Origin of the sequence: Sphingomonas sp. G-3-2-10 (genome assembly GCF_012927115.1) — a bacterium.
GTDB lineage: Bacteria > Pseudomonadota > Alphaproteobacteria > Sphingomonadales > Sphingomonadaceae > Sphingomonas.
The window spans coordinates 1,194,352-1,219,664 of record NZ_JABBFY010000001.1 but is presented as its reverse complement, the minus strand read 5'-3'; the positions used below and the strand labels follow the sequence as shown (position 1 = coordinate 1,219,664).

Below are 25,313 nucleotides of genomic sequence, written 5' to 3'. Positions count from 1 at the left end.
GTACAGTGGCCCCCGGCGCAAGGCCGGGGCGACGAAAGGGCAAGGCGATGAATTGGTCTCAATTGATCCGCTTCACGAACATCCGCCCGTCGCGCAGCTCGGACTGGAAATTCGGCACCTTGTTCATCAGGTCCGACAGACGCTTGAAGCCATAATTGCGCACGTCGAAGCTCGACCGGTTGCCCGCGAGCGATCCGATCTCGGACAGGGCGGCAAAGCCGCGCTCGTCGCGCTTCGCGGCGTTGTAGGCGTCGATCAGCAGCGCCAGCATCCCGGCGTCGACGCCATTCTCGGCCTTGACCGGCGGTGCGGACTGTTCCGCCTCGTGCGCCCTGGTGAGCGCGGCGACATCGATGAACCGGGTACAGGCTTCGCGAAAGCCCTCCGGCGTCTTCATCGTACCGAAGCCATAGACCGGGATGCCTTCCTGGCGGATGCGCATCGCCAGCGGCGTAAAGTCGGAATCGGAGGACATGATGCCGAAGCCGGTGACGCGCCCGCCGAACAGCAGGTCCATCGCGTCGATCGTCATCTTCATGTCGGTGGCGTTCTTGCCCTTGGTCAGGTCGAACTGCTGATAGGGTTCGATGCCGTGGGTCAGCGTCTTGTCGGCCCAGGTCTTGAGCGCGGGCTTTTTCCAGTTGCCATAGATTCGGCGGATGTTGACGGTGCCCAGCTCGGCAAGGACGGTCAGCACCGGATCGAGCGATGCGGGCGACGCATTGTCCGCGTCGATCAGCAGCGCGATGTTGCCCGTTACCGGTGGGGCTGCCGCCATCGAAACGCTCTCCCGGGGCGCCGGGACGAGAACCGCCGGGCGCTAACCCCTCGCTAACGCGGGGAAAGCGCCCGGGGCAAGGTCAATCAGGCTTTGCCGAGTTTCGCATCCACGCTCAGCGTCCCGCCGCCGGCGGCCGCGAGGTAGAGGAAGATGAAGCAGTAGAGCAGGATGGTCTCGCCGCCATTGTTGATCGGCATGAAATCCTTGGGCGCATGGGCGATGAAATAGCCCACGGCCGACATGCCCGAAGCGATGAACGCCACCGGACGCGTGAACAGGCCGATCACGATCAGCGCGCCGCCCACCAGCTCGATCACGCCCGCACCCGTCAGCAGCGGGTTGAGCGGCATGGGAAAGGGCGGAAAGCCGAGCAGTTTCGACGTGCCATGCTGCATGAAGGCGAGCCCCGAGACGATGCGGAGCACGCTGAGCAGCCAGCCGGACCAGGTTGCGGGAATAGGCATTGGAACTCCTCCCTCTGTGACGAAGCCGAAACGTCTCACAGGGGGAAGGGACGGTCAATCATACCATCGGAAACCCAGGGTTTCGTCGGGCCGCGCCTGCCTTCTTCTCCCGCTCCCGCCTTCGCGGGAGAGGGTTGGGGTGAGGGCCTTCTTCTTTCTTCTCTGTAACCCGGACCGAAGCAGAAGACCCTCACCGCTGCGACCAAGGCAGCAAGCTGCCAAGTCTCGCTGCCTCTCCCGCGAAGGCGGGATAGGTGAATCCGTCAGACGTTCGCGGTAAACCGTTTCGTGAAGCCCTTTCCGGCCTTGTCGGTATCCGCCGTCGCCGAGACATGATCGACCCTCGCCAGCGGCGGGCCCTGATGGCAGGCCTCGATCAGTCGCCCGATCGCTTCTTCCTCCCCTTCGGCGAGAATCTCGACCCGGCCGTCGCTCAGGTTTCGCACCCAGCCGGTCAGGCCGAACTTCTTGGCGGTGCGAACGGTCCAGTCGCGATAACTGACTGCCTGCACACGCCCCGACACGATAATACGCTGTGTCGCCATCTTCCCCTCACTCTCACTCACTCACCCGCCGGAATGGTTGCCGGCCGGGTCAGGTTAGCACGAAGGAGCAGGGAACGAGCCGGGGTTACGTCGCGATTCACCGCAAGCTCGCCATTTTCCGGCGCTTTTTCGCGTCTGAGGGTATGATCCGTTAGGGGTAGCTGACCGCCATCACTTCATATTCGCGCTCGCCCGCGGGCAGCATCACCCGGCGCAGGTCGCCCACCGCCGCACCGCGCAGGGCCCGCGCCAGCGGCGAGTTCCAGCCGACCCGGCCCGCGCCGGCATCGGCTTCGTCGTCGCCCACCAGCGTCAGCGTGCGGTGATTGTCGTCCTCGTCGGCGATCGTCACCGTCGCGCCGAAGAACACGCGGTTGCGATCCTCCTGCTTCGCCGGATCGACCACCTTCGCCGCCTTCATCCGCTTCGCCAGCCAGCCCAGCCGCCGGTCGATCTCGCGCAGGCGTTTGCGGCCATAGATATAGTCGCCATTCTCCGAACGATCGCCATTGCCCGCCGCCCAGCTGATCGTCTCGACCAGCTTGGGCCGCTCGCCCGCGAAGAGGGAGTCGTATTCGGCCTTGAGCGCGGAATAGCCGGCAGGGGTAATGTAATTGGGGCGGTCCATCGGCTGACCCTACCGTGCCACAAACACCCCGTCACCCCGGCCGGTGACGATAGAATATTGCCTCAACCCGGCCGGTTCTTGCCCAGATACCAGCTCAGGTTCGAGGGGCCCTGGCTGCGCGCGCGCTGCGGGTTGAGCAGGTCATAGACCACGGCGTTTTCCAGCACGCGCTGGACGTAATTCTTGGTCTCGAAGATCGGGATCTGCTCGACCCAGCGGACGATGTCGCCGCCCGGCAGGCGCGGATCGCCATTGGCGCGGATCCACTTGTTCACGTTCCCGGGCCCGGCGTTATAGGCCGCCACCGCCAGCGGATAGCTGCCATATTGGGCGTGCATCCGCTTGAAATAGGTCGATCCCAGCTGGATGTTGTAGTCGGTATCCACCGTCAGCGCGTCGCGATTATACCCCAGGCCGATCTTGCCTGCGGTCTCGCGCGCGGTTCCCGGCATCAGCTGCATCAGCCCGCGCGCGCCGGCATGGCTCACCGCGGCGCGATCGAACTGGCTTTCCTGCCGGGCGATGGCGTGGATGATCGTCCAGTAATCCTGCTGCGCCTCGGGCACGCGGACCGAGGGGTAGCCTGCGGCGGTATAGTCCGACAGGCCGTTCTGCAGCGCGCTGCGGCCCACCATCACGCCCAGATCCGGCCGGCCGATCGCGCGGCTCAGTTCGGCGGCGAGCAGATGGTCGGTATCGCTGGTCGCGTCGCTTGCGATCTGGCGGATGAACAGGCCCTGCTCGTCATAGCGGTTGAGCGTGCCGAGCAGCTGCGCCGCGCGCACTGTCTCGCGCTTGTAGAAGGCGTCGCGCACCGCTGCGTCGCTGACGCGCCCCACGAAACTCGGCGGCGCCTTGAGCGGGCGGCCGGTCCGCTCGAGCGCGAGCTGGCCGTAGAACAGGTCGGGGAAGCCGGCAGCCTTGTCGTAGAAGACCGACGCGGCGGCATCCTGCCCGGCGGCTTCGGCGGCGCGCCCGGCCCAATAGAGCCCCTTCGAGTTGGTCTGCGGCGTCTTCGATCCGTGCCCGTAGCGATCGAACATGCCGATCGCGTCGGAAGGCCGGTTCAGATTGTAGAAGGCGACCGTGCCGGCCAGCCAGGTGAGGCTGGTATAATCGTCGCGTTCGCCAAGCGGCCGGTCGCTCACGTCGGTGCCCGCCGGATAGGCGTCGTCCACCTGGCTCGCGATGCGATAGGCGAGATCATACTGGCCGTCGGCCTGCGCCCCGCGCGCGGCAGTCAGCAGCACCTCGTACCATTTCTCGACATTGCCCGGCCGCGCCGAAAGCCGCCGGGGCTGGCCGAGATAGGCGCGGGCAGCCATGCCCTGATTGCTGGCGCGCAGCCAGGTCGCGCGATCGGCGATGTACCCGGCGTCGCTCCGCCCGGCGGCATCGACCGCGGCGCCCTTGTCGGCCGCGTCGGGCGCATTGGTGCGATAGGCGATCCGCGCGTCGTACAGCGCGCGCTTGCGCTGCGGGACCAGTCCCAGCAGCCGCGACGCGGCAGTGGTCGATCCGTTCCAGATCAGCAGGTCCGCGCGAACGTCATGATCGTCGGCGGTCAGCGCGCCGGGGAAGGTCGCCAGCAGCGCGGTTTCGTCCACCGGACGCATCGATCCCTTGCGCCAGGCTTGCCGCGCCTGCTCCTCGGCTTCGCCGCGCCGGCCCGACGCCAGCAGCGCTTCGGCATAGCGCAGCTTGCCCGCGGCGGTCAGCGGCGGGAAGCGTTCGAAGAAGCGCGTGATCAGCCCCGGCGCGTCGCTGCCGTTCGCCAGCACCGTCTCGGCGGCGGCGCGGCGGCTCGTTTCGCCGGGCCAGCCGGGATGCGCGATCAGGAAATTGGCATAGTCCGCGAACGGCCAATTGTCGGATTGCTGCAGCCGCCGCCATTCGTCGAGAACGGGAGCCAGCCGGCTGTCCTGGATATAGGGTGGCGCGGTTTTCGGCACGCCGCTTTCGATCGCGGTGCGATACCATTCCATCTGGCCCTGCGCCATCTGCGAGGAGGCGGCGAGGCCGGCAACGCCGACGAGCAACAGCGCGCTCTTGGTCACGGGAGCAAGCATACTGGACATGATACGGAATCGAGGCCTATTGGCCAGCCCCTGATTTCTCGAATTAAGGACTTTTCCGGGACCATGTTTTCGGGCTCCATTCCCGCGCTCGTCACGCCGTTCCGTAACGGCAGTTTCGACGAAGCAGCCTATCGCGATCTGGTTGAATGGCAGATTAGCGAAGGCTCCACCGGGCTGGTGCCCTGCGGCACCACGGGCGAGTCCGCGACGATGCCGAAGGACGAGCATTTCGAGGTCGTCCGCGTCTGCGTCGACCAGACGAAGGGCAGGGTGCCCGTCATCGCCGGGGCGGGTTCGAACGATACCGCCGTCGCGATCGCCAATGTGAAGGCTGCAGCGGCGGCCGGCGCCGATGCCGTGCTGATGGTCCCGCCTTATTACAACCGCCCGAGCCAGGAAGGCATCTTCCGCCATTTCGAGGCAGTCGTGGCGGAATGCGCGCTGCCGATCATGCTCTACAATGTGCCCGGCCGCACCGTGACCGACATCCAGCCCGCGACGATGGGCCGGCTGGTCAAGGCGTTCCCGGGCAAGTTTCCCGCAGTGAAGGACGCCACCGGCAATCTGACCCGCGTCAGCGAACAGCGCGCGGCCTGCGGCGCGGACTTCATCCAGCTATCGGGCAATGATGAGACCGCGCTGGCGTTCAACGCGATGGGCGGGGTGGGGTGCATCTCGGTCACCGCGAACGTCGCGCCGCGCCTGTGCGCCGAATTCCAGGCGGCGCTGGCCGCCGGCGATTACACGAAGGCGCTGGACTATCAGGATCGCCTGTTCCCGCTCCACGTCGCGATGTTCACCGATGCCTCGCCGGGGCCGGTCAAGTACGCGCTGGGCAAGGTCCGCCCGGGCTTCCCGACCGAACTCCGCCTGCCGATGACGCCCGCCGGCGAAGCGAGCCAGGCAGCGGTGGATGCGGCGTTGGCGTTTGCGGGGCTGATCTGACGTCCCCGCAAACCCCGCGCGGTCATTTTACCCGCGCGTTGGTGGCCGTGGCCCGTCCGGTGATCATCCGGCAGGGCGAGCGGATTTCGGTCCGTTCGAACTTGACCATGCAGCCGTCGCGATACGACAGGTAGTTGTAGATGCCGGAACCGGAGAGATCGTCTCCATTCCGGTTCCAGGTCGCGAACTTCCACGGGCCCTGCATCAGCCCGCCCACGAAGCTTCCGAAGTGATCGGCGTAGAGCGTTTCGCCGTCCTGCGTGTAATAGATGCCCATCTCGCCTTCGCCTTCGGCGAGCCCGTCCTTGCCGCATTTGCCGGACCAGGTCACCTTCGTGACTTCGCTGCCGACAAAACCATAGACCGCACCCACATTGACCACGACCTTGCAGGTGCTGGTCGGATAGACGAGCCATTCATTGGCGAATTTCGTCACGACCTGGGCCGAGGCCTGGCCCGGCAACACGAAAAGGATCGCGATCAGCGACGGCAGCAAGATACGCAGCATGGTCCATCCCCCTTGCCGCGCCCCACGCACGGCGACGGAATGATCATATGGCCGGTTGCGCCGGTCAAGCGATCGAGACGATCGGGCTTTCCCTTTATCGCCCGCGTCCCTACATCGCCCGGATCATGTCCCGTCCGCTTCCCCCCAAATTCGAGAAAGTGAAGACCGTCGCCGAGAACCGGCGCGCGCGGTACGATTATTTCATCGAGACCGTTTACGAGGCGGGCATCGCCCTGACGGGCACCGAAGTGAAATCGCTCCGTTTCGGCGAGGGATCGATCGCAGAAAGCTATGCCGAGGTGGGCGAAAACGGCGTCTGGCTGATCAACGCCAACATCCCGGAATTTTCGCACGGCAACCGATATAATCACGAAGCCAAGCGCCCCCGTAAATTGCTCCTTCATGAGCGCGAGATAAACAAGCTCCACGGCGCGGTGGCGCGGGAGGGGATGACGCTCGTTCCGCTGTCCATCTATTTCAACGGACGGGGACGCGCGAAGGTCGAACTCGCGCTCGCCAAGGGCAAGAAGACGCATGACAAGCGCGAGTCGATCAAGGAACGGGACTGGAAGCGCGATCAGCAGCGGATCATGCGCGATCGTGGTTGACGACGAGATCGATCCGCGCACCCGGATGCAGCGCTGGGTCGACAAGAATGTGCCGACCCGCGAAGCGATCGAGAGCAATCGCTGGTTGCGCCCCGTGGCCAGCCGCTTGCTCCATTCGTCGTTGTGGCGCTTCACCCGCCGTTCGGTCCCCCGCGGCGTTGCGCTGGGCATGGTGACGGGCATCATGGTGCCGATGGGCCAGATTCCCGCTTCGGCCGTACTCGCGCTGCCGCTGCGCGCGAACATTCCGGCCGCCGCCGCCACAACCTTCTTCACCAATCCGCTCACCACGCCGCCGCTGTGGATTTTCGCCTATTGGCTGGGCAGCAAGATGCTGGGCGAGCGCGCCAATCCCGCAGCGCTTCAGACGGCGAAGGAACAGGGCTGGTTCGACTGGCTGTTCCACGATGCGGGGCCCGCGCTGCTGCTGGGCCTTTCGACGGTCACGGTGATCCTCACGGTCATCGGCTATTTCGCCACCCGCCTGGGGTGGCGCTGGTGGATCGCACGAAAATGGAAGAAACGGCAGATTTTGCGCAAGGAAAATGCGCGAAATCCCTCGCTTTTGTAATGGTTTCATATCGCAATCGCTTTGATTGACGGGGCGTGATAGCTGGCTAAGACGGCGCATCCATTTTCATGGGGAAATCATGATGCGCTTTGCCCTCCTTGCCACCACGATGCTCGCCGGATCGGCGTTGCTCGCTTCCTGCGCCACCAAAGAAGCTCCGGTCCCCGTGACGCCGGCTGCGGTCGTCGAAGCCCCGGCGCCTGCGCCCGAACCCGCGAAGCCCGCGCCGCAACTCGGCGCCTTCGGCTTCGACGAGGCGGGCATGGACAAGGGCGTCAGCCCGGGCGACAGCTTCTACAATTACGCCAATGGCACCTGGGCGAAGAATACGCCGATCCCGTCGGACCGGTCGAACTACGGCATGTTCACTGTCCTCGCCGACCTGTCGCAGAAGCGTACCCAGGGCATTCTCGAGGAAGTGAAGGCCAATCCCAATTCGAAGATCGGCGTCGCTTACTCGACCTATCTCGACACCGGCACGATTGAGAGCAAGGGCCTCGCGCCGATCCAGCCCTGGCTCAATCAGGTCAAGGGCCTGAAGTCCAAGGCCGGCTATGCCGCGCTGCTCGCTCAGGCGGACCGCAACGGCGTGAGCATCCCCTTTGGCAGCTATGTCGGCCAGGACGACAAGAACCCCGAAGTCTATGCGCTGAACCTGTCGCAGAGCGGTCTCGGCATGCCGGACCGCGATTATTATCTCTCGGCCGACGCCAAGCAGGTCGCGAATCGCGCCGCCTATGAGAAGCATCTGACCAACGTGCTGACGCTGGCCGGCGAGCCCAATGCCGCCGCCCGCGCCAAGGCGATCCTCGCCTATGAGACCGAGATCGCCCGCGTCCACTGGACCCGTGTCGACAGCCGCGATGCGACCAAGACCTACAACAAGATGACGCTCGCGGAACTGACGAAGAAGGCGCCGGGCTTCGACTTCGGCGGCTATTTCACCGGCATCGGCGCGAAGGTCGATTATGTGCTGGTGTCCCAGCCCAGCGCGGTCACCGGCATCGCCAAGCTGATCCGCTCGACTCCGATCGCGGTGCTCAAGGATCAGCTGCTGGTCCGCAGCCTCGATCGCTTCTCGGCGGTGCTGCCGGATGCCTTCGACAAGGAGAATTTCTCCTTCTACGGCACCACCCTGTCGGGCACGCCCGAGCAGCAGGCCCGCTGGAAGCGCGCGACCGACTGGACCGCGGGCGCGCTAGAGGATGAAGTCTCGAAGATCTATGTCGCCAAATATTATCCGCCCGAGACCAAGGCGGTGATGGACGAGATGATCAAGAACATCATCGCCGCGATGGGCCGCCGCATCGATGCGCTCGAATGGATGTCGCCCGAAACCAAGGTGAAGGCCCATGCCAAGCTGGCCGCCTTCACGCCCAAGATCGGCTATCCCGATCGCTGGCGCGACTATTCGGATCTCAACATCGTTTCCGGCGACGCGCTGGGCAATGTGATCCGCGCCAACAACTGGGCGCACGAAGAGAATGTGAACCATCTCGGCAAGCCGCTGCAGCGCTGGGAATGGGGCATGACCCCGATGGAAGTGAACGCCTATGCCAATTTCGGCATGGTCGAGATCGTCTTCCCCGCCGCGATCCTCCAGCCGCCCTTCTTCGATCCCAACGCCGATCCGGCGGTGAACTATGGCGGCATCGGCGCGGTGATCGGCCATGAGCTGAGCCATCACTTCGACGATCAGGGCGCGAAGTACGACGCGTCTGGCACGCTCACCGACTGGTGGACTCCGGCCGACGTCGCCGCGTTCAAGGCGCGTACCGATGCGCTGGTGGCGCAGTACGATCTGTACGAGCCGCTGCCGGGGATGCACGTGAAGGGCGCGCTTACGCTCGGCGAGAATGTCGGGGATCTCGCCGGCCTGACGGTCGCCTATGACGCCTATCGTCACTCGCTGGGCGGCAAGGCCGCGCCGGTGATCGGTGGCTATTCGGGCGATCAGCGCTTCTATCTCGGCTGGGCGCAGGTGTGGCGCCGCAACTTCCGCGAACCGGCGATGCGCCAGCGCATCCTGACCGATCCGCACAGCCCGTCCGAATATCGCGCCGCGGTCGTCCGCAACCTCGATCCCTGGTACGCGGCGTTCGCGCCGGAAGCCGGGCAGAAGCTGTTCCTCCAGCCCGACCAGCGCGTCCGGATCTGGTAAGCTTCGACTTTCCCTCTCCCCTACCGGGGGGAGAGGGAAGGGGCCCGCTTGCGAAGCGAGTGGGACGGGTGAGGGGCCCGATGATCCACACCTTGCAAACCCTCACCCTTCCGCCGACGGTATCGGCTCCCTCCCTCTCCCCAAGGAGAGAGGGATTGTGTGCTTGGCACCGGGGCGTCGCTCACAAAATCCTCATCCTCATCTCATGACGAAGGCGCGCGAACCCGCGACAACGCTTCCACGCAAAGGGGAGAAGGTTCGTGTCGGCAATCATGCCCGAAGCCGAGGATGTACCGCATCATGATCGCCTGACGCCCTGGCCCGCGTGCGCCTCCTTGGCTGGCGTTTTCGTCATGCTGCTTCTGTGCAGCTTACCGCGCGGGCCAGGCGCCATATTTATCTTGATCGTGGTCCTTGGCTGGCCTGTCCCCCTCCTCGGGCTCTGCGGATGGGCCGTTATGAAGTGGTGGCGCGGGATGCGGCACGCCGCGCTCTCCATAGTGCTGGCGACCCTCGCGCCTATCATGTTCTTCAAACCAATCGTCTGGCTCACCGATTGCGCGCATGTCGGTCTGACGATGGGTTTCGGTATCGGCGAATGGGGGCCTGCGTTCGTGGCGGAGAATGGCCGGTTCGAGGTCCATGATTGGTCGATCGGGTTCGCAGGCGGCCCAGTCACCTTCCTCATCTACGACGCGACCGACCAGATCGCCCGGCCTCCCTACGACCGACATGGTATCACCTGCGCATGGCCGCCGCGCCACCTATTCGGCCACTACTATATCTGCAGGTTCTGAGCGCGTACCGAGACTGCTTGACCCGGCACGAAGCTCGGAACACAGAAAAGCATGGCGACCCTCCCGGCACCGACTCCCGCACCCAGACCGCTGCTGCCGCTATTGGCTGCGATCCTGGCCGGGTTCGCCGCGGGCGCGGTGATCCTGATCGCGCTCGACGAGCGCGCCATTGCCATCGGTTTCGTCGCCGCCGGCATTCTCGCGGCCGGCGCGATCTTCGCGGCGCGGCGCCTGTTCCAGCAGGGCGAAGCGCCCGAAGCCGCGATCGACTGGTCGGTCGCGCAGGCGCTCGCCGCCGCCAGCGACGATGCGCTTGCCGTCACCGATCGCGCGGGCCGTCTCGTCTGCGCGAACGATCGCTACGAGATTCTCTTCGCCGGCTTTCCCACGCCGCCGGGCCTTCCGGTCAGCGACGCCGCCAATGCCCGCCTCACCGAAGCCGGCCACGCCGCGTGGCGCGACGGCGAAGCGCGGCTCGAGGGGATCGACGTGTTCGGCGCGCCCGTCGCCACGCGGATCGCGCGGGTGGGCGAGGATACGCTGGTCTGGCGCTTCATCGGCGTGCAGGCGCTCGATCTCGCGGCGCAGGTCGAGGCGCTGATCGCCGGCCATACCGGCGACCGGATGGGCGGGGCGGGGATCATGACCGTCATGGTCTCGCCCGAAGGCCGCATCCGCTCGGCCAACCGCGTGTTCCGCGCCCGCGCGATGGGCAATGGCGAAGCCAATGTGGAGGGCCGCGATTTCGCGCGCCTGCTCGTCACCGACACCGGCGGCCTCGTCCATTTCGAGCGCGAGGGGCTGACCGGGACGCCATTGCGCGTCCTCCAGATCCCGTTCCTCGACGGCGAGGACGCACCGATGCTCGTCGCGCTGCTCGACGAGGAGCCGGGCCATGCCGTCACGCCCGCGATCGGCGCATCGGCCAGCGCGCATGTCCGCTCGCTGATTGCGCTGCTGCCCTCGGGGATCGCTTTGGTCGACCGCGACGGCCGCTTCGTCAGCATGAACGACGCGTTCGTCCGCGCCGCCCGGATCAACGCCGCCGCTCCGCCGCTCTATCCGGGCGATCTGGTGGTGCGCGAGGACAAGGCCGCGCTTGCCGACGCCGTGCGCCGTTTCGGCAGCGGCGCGCCCCAATCCGCGGAGATGACGGTCCGCTTCACCGACGCGCCCGACGAAGGCGTCGCGATCAAGATCGCCGGCGCGCGCGGGCTGGGCGATGCCGCCGTTCTCATCAGCCTTCGTGATTCGGGCGAGGAGGGGAAGCTAAAGCGCCAGATCGCGCAGGCGACCAAGATGCAGGCGGTCGGCCAGCTCGCCGGCGGCGTCGCGCACGATTTCAACAACATCCTGACCGCGATCATCGGCCATTGCGACCTGATGATGTCGCGCCATTCGCCCGGCGACAGCGACTATGACGACATCCAGCAGATCCGCGCCAATTCCAACCGCGCCGCGTCGCTGACCCGCCAGCTGCTCGCCTTCTCGCGCCAGCAGACGCTCCGTCCGCAGGTGCTCCAGTTGCCCGACGTGATCTCCGAAGTCTCGAACCTGCTCAAGCGGCTGCTGGGCGAAACCGTCCGGCTCGAAGTCAATCATGGCCGCAATCTCGGCCCCGTCCGCGCCGATCCCGGCCAGCTCGAGCAGGTGATCGTCAATCTCGCGGTCAATGCCCGCGACGCGATGCTTTCGAAGAGCCCCAATGGTGGCGGCACGGTGACGATCGAGACCGCCGGGGTCACCGCCGCGCAGGTCCGCCAGATGGACGACGATATCCTGCCCGTCGGCGACTATACCGCGCTGCGCATCGCCGACACCGGCACCGGCATCCCGCCCGAGCTTCTGGGCAAGATCTTCGAGCCCTTCTTCACCACCAAGGAAGTCGGCAAGGGTACCGGCCTCGGCCTCTCGACCGTGTACGGCATCGTCAAGCAGTCGGGCGGCTATATCTTTGCCGACAATATCCCCGGCGGCGGGGCCGAGTTCGTCATCTACCTGCCCGTCCACACCGCCGCCGAAGCGACCGTCGCCAAGGCGCCCTTGCCCGCGAAGGAAAAGCCCGCCGACACCTGGGGCAGCGGCACCGTGCTGGTGGTCGAGGACGAGGACATGGTCCGCGCCATCGCCGAACGCGCGCTCGCGCGGCAGGGCTATACCGTGATCACCGCCGAAAATGGCGAAGTTGCGCTGGAATTGCTGGAAACCGTGGACAAGCCCGATCTGCTCGTCTCGGACGTCGTCATGCCGCTGATGGACGGCCCGACAATGGCCCGCCACGTCCGCAAGAAATATCCCGACCTGCCGATCCTGTTCATGTCGGGCTATGCCGAGGAGCAGCTGCGCAAGTCGATCGACCTCGACAATGTCGCCTTCCTACCGAAACCCTTTTCGGTTCAGCAACTTGCGGAAGCCACTCGGGACGCTTTAACAACGAAATAGGCTTGGCGCGCGGAATCGAATCTGCGAAGCATCGGTCATGGCATCCCCGCAGCGCATCCTCATCGTCGAAGACGAACCCCTCATCGCGATGATGCTCGAGGATTTCCTCGAGATGCTCGATCGCGAGCTTGCGGGCAGCGCCGATACGGTCGCCGCCGCGCTCGATCTGATCGCGGCGGGCGGCATCGACGCCGCGATCCTCGACGTGAATTTGCGGGCGGGCGAACAGAGCTGGCCCATCGCCGACAAGCTCGCCGAACTCGGCATCCCGTTCGTCCTGGCGACCGGCGGCAGCGGCGACAGCGTGGCCGAGCAGCACCGCGACCGCCCCGTGCTGGGCAAGCCCTTCACGATGGACGCGGTCGAAAAGGCGCTCGACGCGCTGGGTTAGAATCTGATTCGCTCACACGGATGCGGTGCCGGCCCGCTCCCCCACCCGGCCACCCAACGACAGTGTATTCTATGGGTGGCCGGGTGGGGGAGCGGGCCGGCGCCGCAAGATGCAGCGAATCTGAATCCGGCTCTAGATCACGAAATGCCGGAGGAATTCCGGCATGTTCGGCAACACATCGATCGCGCCATGCAGCAGCACCACCAGCAACAGGCTGCGCGTCCGCGCCCAGACCACGCCGAAGAAGATGCTGAGCGGCGAGAGCGTCGCGATGGTGAAGGCGATCACCTGCACCAGATCGGTCGCCCAGCCGTCCACCTCCGGCCCGCCGCGCAGATACAGGCCCGGCACATGCGCCAGCGCGAAGACGATCGACGCCAGCGGCACTGCCGCCATCGGTGAACGCAGCACGGCCGCGATCCGGCTCTGCAGCACCGCGCGATAGAGGAATTCCTCGCATAGCCCGGCTTCCAGCGAGACCCACAGCCATGAAAGCGGCGCGGCCCACAGCAATGTCGTCGCGGGCACGTTCAGCTCTGCGATCTGCTTCAGCGACGGGCTGACTACCGCCAGCAGTCCGACGAAGATCGCGCTCAGCACGACCAGCACCGGCCAGAATCCGCGCCGTCCGATCCCGGTGTCGAACAGGGGCGCGATCCGCGCGCCGAGCAGCAGCAACAGGCCCGCGGGCAGCACCACATGCACCACCAGCTTGGTGCCGATCACGATCAAATCCTGCTCGGCGCCTGCCTCGGCCAGCGTCCTGATCGCGCCGATGCCCCAGCCGAGGAACGCCAGCGCATAGACGGCCAGATAGCCCAGCACCGCCGCCAGCTCCACGCCGGGGCGCGCCACCGGCACTTCGGGCGCATCGCTCTTTCGCGTCAGCCACCAGGCGATGCCGGTGCAGCCGATTCCGAAGATGCCCAGCGAGATGAACGGGAACACCCAGTCCGCGCCCTTTAAGGCAAGATATCCGGTCGCGGCTGCCCACAGGATCGCGAACAGGCCCCAGCTCGCGCTGTTGGTGCGTGTCATAAACCTCTCCCTCCGTCCGAGGTGATTTACACAACTAACACACTAAAGTACAGTCTGGCTTGAGCGGCGGGGCGGGGGATGCCAGACCCGCATCATGGCACGCTTCCTCACTCGCCGCCATCTGGCCCTTGCGGGGCTCGTCCTCGTCCTGTTGCTCGCTTGCCTCTACGCGCTGTTCGAGATCAGCCGCGCGAAATGCTGGCAGCTGGTCGGCACGCCTGTCTGTCGTGTCGACACGCAGGAAAAGCTGGTCGCACTGACCTTCGACGACGGCCCCACCCGGGGCGGCGTCGATGCGGTCCTGCCGATCCTCGCCGCGCACGATGCCCATGCAACCTTCTTCCTGATCGGCAACGATCTGGCGAGGAATCCGGGGCAGGCGCGCCGCCTGCTCGATGCGGGGCACGAGCTGGGCAATCACAGCTATACGCATGGCCGGATGTGGGGCCTGTTCCCCGGCGGCTATGAGGACGAGGTCCGCCGCACCGATGCGCTGCTCCGCGCTGAGGGCGCCGCGCCCGCCTTCTTCCGCCCGCCCTATGGCAAGCGCCTCACCGGCCTGCCCATCGCCGTCGACCGCACCGGTTATCGCACGATCATGTGGACCTTCGAGGACCCGATGGCCGAGACGGATCCGCGCCGCTATGCCGATACCATCCTCTCGCAAATCCGCCCGGGCGCAGTGGTGATCATGCATGTCATGTATCGCGGCAATCAGGTCGCCCGCGACGCACTGCCGCTGATCCTGGAAGGGCTGAAGGTGAGGGGCTATCGCGCGGTGAGTGTCGGGGAATTGTTGAAGCATGAGGGGCGCTGACGATGCGCAGGACGACATTCCTGTTCGTTTCCGGAATCGCGATCTCGCTCGTCGTGGCAGTCGCATTGGCGAATAGGGAAGGCTTGCTGTTCGTCTCTGCGGTGGCGTCGTCCGAATCGCGACCGGCCCTGCTGAACGATGCCGAATGGAACCGCCCCGAGACCGCGCGGGCGTTCGGGCGCGAATTCGCGCGGGGCACTCCGGAACCGGCGCTCCTCCGTTGGCTCCAGGCCAATGCCTTCGTGATCGATCCGGCCGCGCGAACGGCGAGGCGCCGGATCAAGGGCCTGCCCTGTAACGAAATGGTCGATATCGCATGGTCCGTCGGCAGTGCGGGCCGGATCGAAGCTGCCAGCGCCACGGTGCGCGAGGCCGGCTGTCTTTGAGACGAAGCCACGCCCGTTAGGGGCTGTCCCTCCACGCCGCTCGGGCCTATCGCGCCCGCAATGGACCTCACCTTCGAACTGATCGCTCTCCTCATGGCCGTCGCCGTCGTCGCGGGCACGATCGACGCAATGGCGGGCGGTGGCGGCCTGCTGACCATTCCCGCGCTGATGGCTGTCGGCGTGCCGCCGGTCTCCGCGCTGGCGACCAACAAGCTTCAGAGCAGCATCGGCACCGCCTCGTCCTTCCTCGCCTTCCACCGCGCGGGTCATATCGAGCTGCGCCGCTTTGCGATCCCGGCAGCGGGGGCGTTCCTCGGCTCGGTCGCGGGTGGCACGACGGTCCAGCATGTGAATCCGTCGATCCTCGCGGGTCTCGTCCCCGTGCTGCTGATCATGATGGGTCTGTATTTCCTGCTCGCCCCGCCGATGCACGAGAGCGATCGCCACGCCCGACTTGGAACCATCGGGATCACGTTCGTCGTCAGCGGCATCGGTTTCTATGACGGCTTTTTCGGCCCCGGCGCGGGTTCGTTCCTGATCACCGCGATGGTCGCGCTGGGCGGGCTCGGGCTGGTCCGCGCCATCGCCAACGCCAAGTTCCTCAATCTCGCGACCAATGTCGCGGGGCTGCTGGCGATGATCGCGGGTGGCAAGGTGTTGTGGGTCGTCGGCCTGTCGATGGCCGCGGCCAACATCGTCGGAAACCAGCTCGGCGCGCGGCTCGCGATCCGTTTCGGCGGGCGCGGGGTGCGGCCTTTGCTGGTCGTCATGTCGGTTGCGCTCACCGTGAAGCTGCTTGCCGACCCCGCCAGTCCGATCCGTAATCTATTCTGATTTAACGGATTGTTTGCGTCTCCAGGCCGCTGCGGGCACTTTTTGTTCCATTTTCGTTGTTCCGCTCTTGTTCTTTGAGAACAAAGGCGATACGAAGCGTCCAACAGTAAACGAGTGGTGGACATCTTCTAGTGGCGAGGGCATCGAAAATGGCGGCATCCCTGAAGGTCATCGATAACAAAATGGCACCCCCCACCAGCGAAAAGCAGAAGGCGCTCGACGCCGCACTGGCGCAGATCGATCGCGCCTTCGGCAAGGGCTCGGCAATGCGCCTCGGCTCGAAGGAGACGATGCAGGTCGAGGCGATCTCGACCGGCTCGCTCGGTCTCGACATCGCGCTCGGCGTCGGCGGCCTGCCGCGCGGTCGCGTGATCGAAGTCTATGGTCCGGAAAGCTCGGGCAAGACCACGCTTGCGCTCCACGTTATCGCCGAAGCGCAGAAGACCGGCGGCACCGCTGCCTTTGTCGACGCGGAACATGCGCTCGATCCGGTCTATGCCAAGAAGCTGGGCGTCAATATCGACGAACTGATCGTGTCGCAGCCCGACACCGGCGAGCAGGCGCTCGAGATCGTCGACACGCTCGTCCGCTCGAACGCGATCGACGTGCTGGTGGTCGATTCAGTCGCCGCGCTCGTGCCCCGCGCCGAAATCGAAGGCGAGATGGGCGACAGCCATGTCGGCCTTCAGGCCCGCCTGATGTCGCAGTCGCTGCGCAAGCTCACCGGTTCGATCAGCCGCTCGCGCTGCATGGTGATCTTCATCAACCAGCTGCGCATGAAGATCGGCGTGATGTACGGCAACCCGGAAACCACGACCGGCGGCAATGCGCTGAAATTCTACGCATCGGTCCGTCTCGACATCCGCCGCACCGGCCAGATCAAGGACCGCGACGATATCATCGGCAACACCACCCGCGTGAAGGTGGTGAAGAACAAGGTCGCCCCGCCGTTCAAGCAGGTCGAATTCGACATCATGTATGGCGAAGGCGTCTCGAAGATCGGTGAGATTCTCGATCTCGGCGTGAAGGCCGGACTGGTCGAGAAGTCGGGCGCATGGTTCAGCTACGACAGCATCCGCATCGGTCAGGGCCGCGAGAATTCGAAGACGTTTCTCAAGGAAAATCCCGACGTCTGCACCCGCCTCGAAACCGCCATCCGCGCGCGCACCGAAAAGGTCGCCGAGGAAATGATGGCCGGCCCCGAGCCGGATGCCGAGGGCAGCGAAGACGATCTCTGACGGCCTGACGCCGGGGAAGCGTTTTTCCCTATATTGGTGTCAACCGTGTCAACCAATTCGGCCGCTCCGGCGCTTGATGCGCCCGCGCAGCGGTCACGGGCCAGTCCCATCGGGAGGTCCGGCGCGTTGCCTCGCGCCGGACCTTTCCGGCGTCAAATCCCTCTCCCCCTTGGGAGAGCGAGGGAGCCGACGTAATCGGCGGAAGGGTGAGGGTGACCTTATCCGTCAGCGGAAACGCTTGAGGCGACAATCAATCTCTCTACGCTGCGCCAAACAGGCGAGAGGATCCGGCCCATGACCATCACCGTCCACCACCTCGAAAACTCCCGGTCGCAGCGTATCCTCTGGCTGCTCGAGGAACTGGGGTTGCCCTATGAAGTGATCCGCTACGAGCGGAACAGGCAGACCATGCTCGCCCCGCCCGAGCTTCGCCGCGTCCATCCGCTCGGCAAGTCGCCGGTCATCACCGACGGCGAACACACCATCGCCGAGACCGCGGCGATCGTCGAATATCTCGTCGAAAAGGCCGATGGCCGCCTCGGCTCCCCCGCGCACCGCGAGGATGCGCTGCGTTACCGCCACTTCATGCACTATGCCGAGGGGTCGCTGATGCCGCCCTTGCTGGTGAAGCTGGTGCTCACGCGCGTCCCGATCTTCGGCAAGGCTGCGCAGAAGCGGATCCAGCCGATGATCGATGTCCATCTCGACTGGCTCGAATCCGAACTCGCCACTCGCGACTGGTTCGCGGGCGATGCGTTCACCGCCGCCGACGTGATGATGAGCTTCCCCCTCGAAGCCGCCGTCGCCCGCGCCGGCGCGACGCAGGGCCGCCCGCACATCGCGAAGTGGCTCAAGACCATCCACGCCCGCCCCGCCTATCAGGCCGCGCTCGCGAAAGGCGGCCCCTACGCCTACGCCTGATCCGGCACTTGCAATGTAGGATTCTCGCCGCTTCAATCAAAAGAGCCGGCAGCCTCGCGGCCACCGGCTCTTTGAACTTTTGAAGGAAACGAGCGGTTACGACTTTGCGCCGTAATCCTCGAAGCTGTCGGCATCCGCGGTGCCCTGCGGCGTGCCCGCAGTGGCGACCGTCAGCTCAGCTTCCTGCGGCGGATCGAGCTGCCCCTCCCAGCGCGCGACCACTACGCTGGCGACCGCATTGCCTACCACGTTGGTCGCAGTGCGGCCCATATCGAGGAAGTGATCGACCGCGAGGATCAGCAGGATGCCGGCTTCCGGAATGTCGAAATGCGCCAGCGTGCCGGTGATGACGACCAGGCTGGCGCGCGGCACCCCGGCAATGCCCTTGCTGGTCACCATCAGGATCAGCAGCATCGAGATCATCGTCGGCCAGTCGAGATGGATGCCATAGGCCTGCGCGATGAAGATCGACGCGAAGGTCATGTACATCATCGAGCCGTCGAGGTTGAACGAATAGCCCAGCGGCAGCACGAAGCTGGCGATCTTGGGCGGCACGCCGAACCGGTCGAGCGCATCGAGCGTGCGCGGATAGGCGGCTTCGGACGATGCGGTCGAGAAGCCGAGCAGGATCGGATCGCGCAGGTAGCGGAACAGCTGTCCCGTCCGCGCCCCGATCACGAGGAAGCAGGCGCCCAGCAGCACCGCCCACAGGATGGCGAGGCCGATATAGAAACTGCCCATGAAATAGGCGAGCTGGCCGATCACTTCGACGCCCTTGGTCGCCAGCGTCCGCGCAACGGCGCAGAACACCGCGATCGGCGCGAACATCATGACATAGCCGGTGACGGTCAGCATCACCTGAACCAGTGCTTCCATCCCGCGCACGATCGGCGCGCCCTTCTCGCCCACGGCGGCGAGGCCGACGCCGAAGAACAGCGAGAAAACCACGATCTGGAGGATGTCGTTCTTCGCCATCGCATCCAGCGCCGAGGTCGGCACGATGTGGATGAAGAACTTCGCGACATCGAAGCCCGAACGATCGACGCCGCTCGATGCCGCCACGTCGGGCAGGGGCAGGTTCACGCCCACGCCGGGCTGGAGGATGTTGACGAGGATCAGGCCGAGCGACAGCGACACGAGGCTGGCGGTGACGAACCACAGGAACGCCTTGCCGCCGACGCGGCCGATCGCAGTGCCGCCGCCCATATGCGCGATGCCGACGACGAGCGTGGAAACGACCAGCGGGGCGATGATCATCTTGATCAGATGCAGGAACATCTGGGTCGGAATGTCGAGATAATAGGCCGCGCCATCGAGGACCGCTTTCCCGGCATCGCCTTGAGGTGCGTAGGTGATGTTCAGGCCATAGCCGAGCAGCCCGCCCAGAATCAGGCCGGCTATGATGAACCAGGTAAGTCGCTTGCCCACGCGGGAATCCCCCAAATCGAATATTGCCGCGCAAGGAAGGGGATTGTTGCCGCCGGGTCAAGGACCGTATCACTTTGCGCTGGAGGACCCCATGCTCGACCGCCGCTCCCTGCTCGCCGCCGCTGGCGCGATCCCGCTGCTCGCCACGCCCGGTCTGCTCCGCGCCGCTGAGCCCGATCTGTCCGAGCTGGCCGATCTGACCAAAGGCGCGACCCCGATCGGTCCGGAGGAACGCCGCGCCCGCATCGCCCGCGCGCAGGCGCTGATGAAGGCCCGCGGCATCGGCGCGGTGCTGATCGAACCCGGCTCGTCGCTGATCTACTTCACCGGGGTCCGCTGGTGGCGCAGCGAGCGGCTGACCGCTGCAATCCTGCCGGTGGAAGGCGATCCGTGCATCGTCACACCCTTTTTCGAGGAACCGTCCGTCCGCGAATCGCTGGGGATCCCGGCCGAGATCCGCGTGTGGCAGGAGCATGAGGACCCGCTGACGATAGTCGCGGGCTTCCTGCGCGACCGTAAGCTCACCGCGCGCCCGATCGGGATCGAGGAGACGGTGCGCTTCTTCGCGGTCGACGGGCTGCGCAAGGTGCTGCCCGCGACGCGCCTCGTGTCGGCCAATCCCGTCGTGCGCGGCTGCCGGATGATCAAGACCGCGCCGGAGATCGCGCTGATGCAGCTTGCTACCGACGTGACCATCGCCGCCTATCGCTGGACCTACCCGCGGATCGACGCGGGCATGACGCCGCAGGATATCGGCGCATTAATGAGCGCGGCGACGCGGAAGCTGGGCGGCGAAGTCGAATTCAACCTGATCCTGCTCGGCGAAGCGGCGGCCTATCCGCATGGGTCGGGCAAGCCGCAAAAGGTAGTGAAGGGCGAGGTCGTGCTGATGGATTGCGGCAGCGCCGTCCACGGCTATCAGTCCGACGTCTCGCGCAGCTTTGTGTTCGGCGAGGCCAGTGCCGAGCAGCGCAAGGTGTGGGACCAGATGCGCCGCGGCCAGCAGATCGCGTTCGACGCGGCAAAGCTCGGCGTCCCCGCGGGCACCGTCGATGACGCGGTGCGCGGCTATTACACGTCGCTCGGCTATGGCCCCGACTACAAGCTGCCTGGCCTGTCGCATCGCACCGGACACGGCATCGGCATGGACGGGCACGAACCGGTCAATCTGGTGCGCGGCGAGAAGACGTTGCTCGCGCCGGGCATGTGCTTCTCGAACGAACCTGGCATCTACATTCCGGGCAGCTTCGGCATCCGTCTGGAGGATTGCTTCCACATGACCGAAGCCGGCCCCAAATGGTTCAGCCCGCCGCCTTCCTCGATCGAACGGCCGATGGGCTGAGCGCAGCTCGAGCCTGCCGCAGGTCACGTTGTGATGCGTCGGTATTGCCCAGTTTCGCCTGCGCCCTGCTGCGAATCTCCAGCGCGACCGGATCGTTGGGCCGCAGCGCCAGCGATGCGGTCGCTTCCCGAACCGCCCCGGTCGCGTCGCCCTTTGCGAGCAGGGCGGCGGCGATGTCGCGGCGGATCGGATACCACCAGACCGGCGGATCGGAGTAGAATTTGATCGGCGCGACTTCCTCGATCGCGGCCGCCCGCGTGAACAGCTTCACCGCTCGGTCATGGCGCCCCTCGATCATCGCCGCACGCCCTTCCAGCACGTCGCGGCTGATCCGGAATACCAATGTCGCGATCCCGCTCGTGTCGCCTGCCAGCCGGCGCGGCATCGCCCGGGCTTCGGCGCGGACCGCCTTCGCATCGCCCTTGCGCGCCAGCGCCTCGCCGCGCGCATAGTGCCACAGCGCCTGCGCCGTGGCGTTCTGGTCGCTCGGTTCGGGTATCGCCAGCATCTCTTCGACCGGCGCGAACCTGGCCACGGCGACGAAAGCCTGGCCCAGCACCAGCTGTTGGAAATTGCCCAGTTTCGTCTTGCTGCGCTTCGACATTTCGATCATCGGCCGGGCCAGCGCGAGCCCGGTCGTCGCATCGCCGGACATCAGCGCGCCGCCAAGGCCGAAATGGACATTGTGGCCATGATAGGCGAGGGTCCAGACGCCATCCGGCTCGGGCAGTTTCAGCCGCTTCGCATTCTCGATTCCGATCTGCACCGCGCGCAGGTTCGACGTCGCGGCATCGGCATAGCGGCCGATCCAGTAATAAGTGTGCGACGGCATATGGACGAGGTGGCTCGCCGCCGGTGCGACCCCCTCCAGCCGGTCGGCAAAGACTTCGGCGCGAGCAGGATAGCCGGCGAACTCGGTGGCGTGGATGTAGAAATGGATGGCGGGGGCGTAATCGGGCGTGCGCTTCAGCACCATTTCGAGCAGCGCTACCGGGCGCTCCCAATAGGTCGCGGGCACCTTGAACGGGTCTTCCGAGGCAATCATCCACGCTTCCGCCGCCAGCACCGCGAGCGAATCATTCTGCGGATTGGCCTTGGCCAGCGCATCCATCGCATCGGCATAGCCCTTGTGATCGACCTTGCTGCCCGGATAGCGCTTCACCATCGCCGCGATCAGTTCGCGCTCCAGCGCGGGCGCGCCTTCGGCCAGACGCTGCGCTTCCAGCGCGGTCTTCGCCAGTTCGGCGGCTTGCTTTTCGTCGACGCCATAGTTGAGCGTCGGCCCCTTCGACCATGCCTCGCCCCATGCGCACATCGCGCAACTGGGATCCTGTTGCCGGGCTTCCTCGAACGCCGCGATCGACGCCTTATGCGCAAAGGCGTGGCCCAGCTGGACGCCATTGTCGAAAAATGCCTGCGCCTCGGGCTTCGCCGTGCGGATCGCGAAGCCGCCCTGACCGTAGCCCGTGAGCAGCACGGTCTTGTCGGGTTCGGACGGGGCGGCCTCGCCGGGGCCGCAAATCTGGATGAGGCCGGTAAGGTCCAGCGGCTCGGCGGCAGGCGGCGGCGCGGCGCTGGTCAGCAGCAAGAGTGTCGGTGCGATCAACCAGTTGCTGCGCATGCAATGTCCCCCGTGGCCGGATTGCAACGATAGCTGCATGAATGCATTGGAGCCACCCCGCCGCTTGTCGATGAAGTGTTGCTCGCCTAAGTCGGCGAAATGACGTCTACCAACGATATCCGCCGCTCGTTCCTCGACTATTTCGAAGGGCAGGGGCATGCCCGCGTCGCATCGGCGCCGCTCGTCCCGCACAACGATCCCACGCTGATGTTCGTCAACGCGGGCATGGTGCCGTTCAAGAACGTCTTCACCGGCCAGGAAACCCGCCCTTATTCGACTGCGACGAGCAGCCAGAAGTGCGTGCGCGCCGGCGGCAAGCATAACGATCTCGACAATGTCGGCTATACCGCGCGGCACCACACCTTCTTCGAAATGCTCGGTAATTTCTCGTTCGGCGATTATTTCAAGGAACAGGCGATCACGCACGCCTGGACCCTGCTGACGAAGGAATGGGGCCTCAATCCCGACCGGCTGACCGCAACCGTCTATCACACCGACGATCAGGCGTTCGATCTGTGGAAGAAGATCGCAGGGCTCCCCGAAAGCCGCATCATCCGCATCCCGACCAAGGATAATTTCTGGGCGATGGGATCGGACGGGCCGTGCGGTCCCTGCTCGGAAATCTTCTACGATCATGGCGACCATATCTATGGCGGCCCCCCGGGTTCGCCCGACGAGGATGGTGATCGCTTCGTCGAGATATGGAACCTCGTCTTCATGCAGTTCGTGCAGGAGAATGACGAGATTATCGGCGATCTGCCGCGCCCCAGCATCGACACCGGCATGGGTCTGGAGCGTGTCGCGGCGGTGCTGCAGGGCGTCACCGACAATTACGATACCGACACGTTCAAGGCTCTGATCGCCGAGAGCGGTTCGCTGACCGGCGCGCCGACCACCGGCGAGCATCAGGCGAGCCACCGCGTGATCGCCGATCACCTGCGCGCTTCGGGCTTCCTGATCGCGGACGGCGTGCTGCCCGCGGCTGAGGGTCGAGGTTATGTGCTCCGCCGCATCATGCGCCGCGCGATGCGCCATGCGCAGCTGCTCGGCGCCAAGGAGCCGTTGATGCATCGTCTGGTCCCCGCGCTGGTGACCGAGATGGGCGCTGCCTTCCCCGAACTGCTCCGCGCCCAGCCGCTGATCGAAGCGACGCTGAAGCAGGAAGAAACCCGCTTCCGCCAGACGCTGTCCAACGGCCTGCGCCTGCTCGACGAAGCGACGACCGGTATGGCCGAGGGCGACACGCTTCCCGGCGCGACTGCGTTCAAGCTCTACGACACGTTCGGCTTCCCTTATGACCTGACCGAAGACGCGCTGCGCGGCCAGAACCTGCAGGTCGATCGCGCCGGTTTCGACGCGGCGATGGCCGAGCAGAAGGCCAATGCCCGCGCCGCCTGGAAGGGCTCGGGCGCGAAGGCCAGCGAAGACGTCTGGTTCGACATCGCCGACGAACTCGGCGGCACCGAATTCACCGGTTACAGTTCGACCACCGGCGAAGGCCAGGTCGTCGCGCTGGTGAAGGACGGCGCGCGCGTCGAAAAGGCGGGCGCGGGCGACAGCGTCACCATCCTGACCAACCAGACGCCTTTCTACGGCGAGAGCGGCGGCCAGATGGGCGATGCCGGCGTCATCTCGAACGACAAGGTTCGCGCGCTGGTGGACGATACGTCCAAGCCACTCGGCCGCCTGCACGCGCATCATGCGACGATCAAAAGCGGCGAGATCGCCATTGGCGACAGCGTCCAGCTGTCGGTCGATGCGGTGCGCCGTGATCAGGTCCGCGCGAACCATTCGGCGACCCACCTGCTGCACGCAGCGCTGCGTAACCGGCTCGGCGCGCATGTCACGCAGAAGGGCAGCCTCGTTGCGCCGGATCGCCTGCGCTTCGACTTCTCTCATCCCAATGCACTCAGCGCCGACGACATCGCAGCGATCGAAGCCGAGGTGAACGGCCATATCCGTGGCAATGATGGTGTCACCACGCGCCTGATGACCCCGGATGACGCGATCGCGGCCGGTGCGATGGCGCTGTTCGGTGAAAAGTACGGCGACGAGGTCCGCGTTCTCTCGATGGGCCGCAGCGACGATGCGCATTACTCGGTCGAATTGTGCGGCGGCACGCACGTCAATGCGCTGGGCGACATCGCGATCTTCAAGATCATCGGCGAAAGCGCCGTTTCGTCGGGCGTGCGCCGAATCGAGGCGTTGACCGGAGACGCCGCGCGGTTGTGGCTGGTCGCGCGCGACGAGCGGTTGCGCGAGGCGGCTTCGGTGCTGAAATCCTCGCCTGATGAAGTCCCGGCCCGCGTCGCGGCTTTGGTCGAGGAGCGCCGCAAGCTCGAGCGCGAACTGGCCGAAGCGAAGAAGGCGCTGGCACTGGGCGGCGGCGGGGCTGCGGCTCCGGCGGGCCCGGAGCAGGTCGCGGGCGTGAACTTTGTCGGTCAGGTGATCGACGGCCTCGACCCCAAGGCGCTTCGCGGCGCCGTGGACGAAGCCAAGGGCCGGATCGGCTCGGGCGTCGCGGCTTTGGTCGCGGTCAATGAAGGGCGGGCTTCGGTCGCGGTCGGCGTGACTGACGATCTGGTGGCCAGCCTCAGCGCGGTCGAACTGGTCAAGGTCGCGGTCGCGGCGCTGGGCGGGCAGGGCGGCGGTGGCCGTCCCGACATGGCGCAGGGCGGCGGCCCGGATGGCGGCAAGGGCGCGGAAGCGCTTGAGGCGGTCAAGGCGGCGCTGGCGGAGGCAACTGCATCGGCCTGAGCATATGGGGGA

General features: G+C 65.7%; 23 protein-coding genes. 14 read left to right on the top strand and 9 right to left on the bottom strand.

The window, feature by feature from the left end; all coding sequences use genetic code 11:
* Nucleotides 1–58: 58 nt before the first annotated feature.
* From HHL13_RS06135 to HHL13_RS06115, 5 genes are all read right to left on the bottom strand, one after another.
* Nucleotides 59–778, bottom strand: coding sequence for an NYN domain-containing protein (locus HHL13_RS06135; protein WP_169554834.1), 720 nt, complete (start codon nt 776–778; stop codon nt 59–61).
* Between the two features lie 86 nt (nt 779–864).
* A complete protein-coding gene (locus tag HHL13_RS06130; RefSeq protein ID WP_169554833.1) occupies nt 865–1,245 on the bottom strand; it encodes a DoxX family protein in 381 nt (126 codons plus the stop codon).
* Nucleotides 1,246–1,508: 263 nt separating this feature from the next.
* Complete coding sequence (locus HHL13_RS06125; RefSeq protein WP_169554832.1) at nt 1,509–1,790, bottom strand: acylphosphatase; 282 nt, start codon at nt 1,788–1,790, stop codon at nt 1,509–1,511.
* Nucleotides 1,791–1,941: 151 nt separating this feature from the next.
* Nucleotides 1,942–2,418 (bottom strand): transcription elongation factor GreB, encoded by a 477-nt coding sequence (greB, locus tag HHL13_RS06120; protein WP_169554831.1) that lies wholly within the window; start codon nt 2,416–2,418, stop codon nt 1,942–1,944.
* 62 nt (nt 2,419–2,480) lie between these two features.
* Nucleotides 2,481–4,487, bottom strand: a complete 2,007-nt coding sequence (locus HHL13_RS06115; RefSeq protein WP_169554830.1) for a lytic transglycosylase domain-containing protein — start codon at nt 4,485–4,487, stop codon at nt 2,481–2,483.
* 72 nt (nt 4,488–4,559) lie between these two features.
* Between HHL13_RS06115 and dapA the strand changes: the two genes are divergently transcribed.
* Nucleotides 4,560–5,441 carry a 4-hydroxy-tetrahydrodipicolinate synthase gene (gene dapA, locus HHL13_RS06110; protein WP_169554829.1) on the top strand — a complete coding sequence of 294 codons (882 nt, stop codon included), beginning with the start codon at nt 4,560–4,562 and terminating at the stop codon, nt 5,439–5,441.
* Between the two features lie 22 nt (nt 5,442–5,463).
* Here the strand turns inward: dapA and HHL13_RS06105 are convergent, their stop codons facing one another.
* On the bottom strand, nt 5,464–5,949 hold the full coding sequence (locus HHL13_RS06105; protein WP_169554828.1) for a hypothetical protein: 486 nt from the start codon (nt 5,947–5,949) through the stop codon (nt 5,464–5,466).
* A gap of 125 nt (nt 5,950–6,074) precedes the next feature.
* Between HHL13_RS06105 and smpB the strand changes: the two genes are divergently transcribed.
* From smpB to HHL13_RS06075, 6 genes are all read left to right on the top strand, one after another.
* Entirely contained in the window at nt 6,075–6,557 is a 483-nt protein-coding gene (smpB, locus tag HHL13_RS06100) for an SsrA-binding protein SmpB (RefSeq protein ID WP_169556793.1), read from the top strand.
* Between the two features lie 25 nt (nt 6,558–6,582).
* The gene (locus tag HHL13_RS06095; protein WP_169556792.1) at nt 6,583–7,128 is read left to right on the top strand and encodes a DUF2062 domain-containing protein; all 546 of its coding nucleotides are present in this window, start codon (nt 6,583–6,585) and stop codon (nt 7,126–7,128) included.
* Nucleotides 7,129–7,210: 82 nt separating this feature from the next.
* On the top strand, nt 7,211–9,289 hold the full coding sequence (locus HHL13_RS06090) for a M13 family metallopeptidase (protein ID WP_169556791.1): 2,079 nt from the start codon (nt 7,211–7,213) through the stop codon (nt 9,287–9,289).
* A gap of 524 nt (nt 9,290–9,813) precedes the next feature.
* Nucleotides 9,814–10,086 (top strand): hypothetical protein, encoded by a 273-nt coding sequence (locus tag HHL13_RS06085; RefSeq protein ID WP_169554827.1) that lies wholly within the window; start codon nt 9,814–9,816, stop codon nt 10,084–10,086.
* 51 nt (nt 10,087–10,137) lie between these two features.
* Entirely contained in the window at nt 10,138–12,528 is a 2,391-nt protein-coding gene (locus HHL13_RS06080) for a response regulator (protein WP_169554826.1), read from the top strand.
* Nucleotides 12,529–12,565: 37 nt separating this feature from the next.
* Nucleotides 12,566–12,919, top strand: a complete 354-nt coding sequence (locus tag HHL13_RS06075; protein WP_169554825.1) for a response regulator — start codon at nt 12,566–12,568, stop codon at nt 12,917–12,919.
* 132 nt (nt 12,920–13,051) lie between these two features.
* Here the strand turns inward: HHL13_RS06075 and HHL13_RS06070 are convergent, their stop codons facing one another.
* Nucleotides 13,052–13,957 carry a CPBP family intramembrane glutamic endopeptidase gene (locus HHL13_RS06070; protein ID WP_169554824.1) on the bottom strand — a complete coding sequence of 302 codons (906 nt, stop codon included), beginning with the start codon at nt 13,955–13,957 and terminating at the stop codon, nt 13,052–13,054.
* 94 nt (nt 13,958–14,051) lie between these two features.
* On the opposite strand from HHL13_RS06070, the gene HHL13_RS06065 reads away from it, so the two are divergent.
* From HHL13_RS06065 to HHL13_RS06045, 5 genes are all read left to right on the top strand, one after another.
* The gene (locus HHL13_RS06065; RefSeq protein ID WP_169554823.1) at nt 14,052–14,774 is read left to right on the top strand and encodes a polysaccharide deacetylase family protein; all 723 of its coding nucleotides are present in this window, start codon (nt 14,052–14,054) and stop codon (nt 14,772–14,774) included.
* A 2-nt stretch (nt 14,775–14,776) separates the two neighbouring features.
* On the top strand, nt 14,777–15,160 hold the full coding sequence (locus HHL13_RS06060; RefSeq protein ID WP_169554822.1) for a hypothetical protein: 384 nt from the start codon (nt 14,777–14,779) through the stop codon (nt 15,158–15,160).
* A gap of 60 nt (nt 15,161–15,220) precedes the next feature.
* Nucleotides 15,221–15,994: a TSUP family transporter gene (locus HHL13_RS06055; protein ID WP_169554821.1), complete on the top strand. Its 774-nt coding sequence runs from the start codon at nt 15,221–15,223 to the stop codon at nt 15,992–15,994.
* A 149-nt stretch (nt 15,995–16,143) separates the two neighbouring features.
* Nucleotides 16,144–17,232, top strand: coding sequence for a recombinase RecA (recA, locus tag HHL13_RS06050; RefSeq protein WP_169554820.1), 1,089 nt, complete (start codon nt 16,144–16,146; stop codon nt 17,230–17,232).
* 294 nt (nt 17,233–17,526) lie between these two features.
* Nucleotides 17,527–18,153: a glutathione S-transferase gene (locus HHL13_RS06045; RefSeq protein ID WP_169554819.1), complete on the top strand. Its 627-nt coding sequence runs from the start codon at nt 17,527–17,529 to the stop codon at nt 18,151–18,153.
* 96 nt (nt 18,154–18,249) lie between these two features.
* Here the strand turns inward: HHL13_RS06045 and HHL13_RS06040 are convergent, their stop codons facing one another.
* Entirely contained in the window at nt 18,250–19,581 is a 1,332-nt protein-coding gene (locus HHL13_RS06040; RefSeq protein WP_169554818.1) for a dicarboxylate/amino acid:cation symporter, read from the bottom strand.
* 91 nt (nt 19,582–19,672) lie between these two features.
* Here HHL13_RS06040 and HHL13_RS06035 point away from each other — a divergent pair, with 91 nt between their 5' ends.
* Nucleotides 19,673–20,923: a Xaa-Pro peptidase family protein gene (locus HHL13_RS06035; protein ID WP_169554817.1), complete on the top strand. Its 1,251-nt coding sequence runs from the start codon at nt 19,673–19,675 to the stop codon at nt 20,921–20,923.
* Here HHL13_RS06035 and HHL13_RS06030 read toward each other — a convergent pair.
* On the bottom strand, nt 20,883–22,544 hold the full coding sequence (locus HHL13_RS06030; protein ID WP_169554816.1) for a hypothetical protein: 1,662 nt from the start codon (nt 22,542–22,544) through the stop codon (nt 20,883–20,885). The two genes, HHL13_RS06035 and HHL13_RS06030, sit on opposite strands and share 41 nt — an antisense overlap.
* A 99-nt stretch (nt 22,545–22,643) precedes the next feature.
* On the opposite strand from HHL13_RS06030, the gene alaS reads away from it, so the two are divergent.
* Nucleotides 22,644–25,301 carry an alanine--tRNA ligase gene (gene alaS, locus HHL13_RS06025; RefSeq protein WP_169554815.1) on the top strand — a complete coding sequence of 886 codons (2,658 nt, stop codon included), beginning with the start codon at nt 22,644–22,646 and terminating at the stop codon, nt 25,299–25,301.
* Nucleotides 25,302–25,313 lie beyond the last annotated feature (12 nt).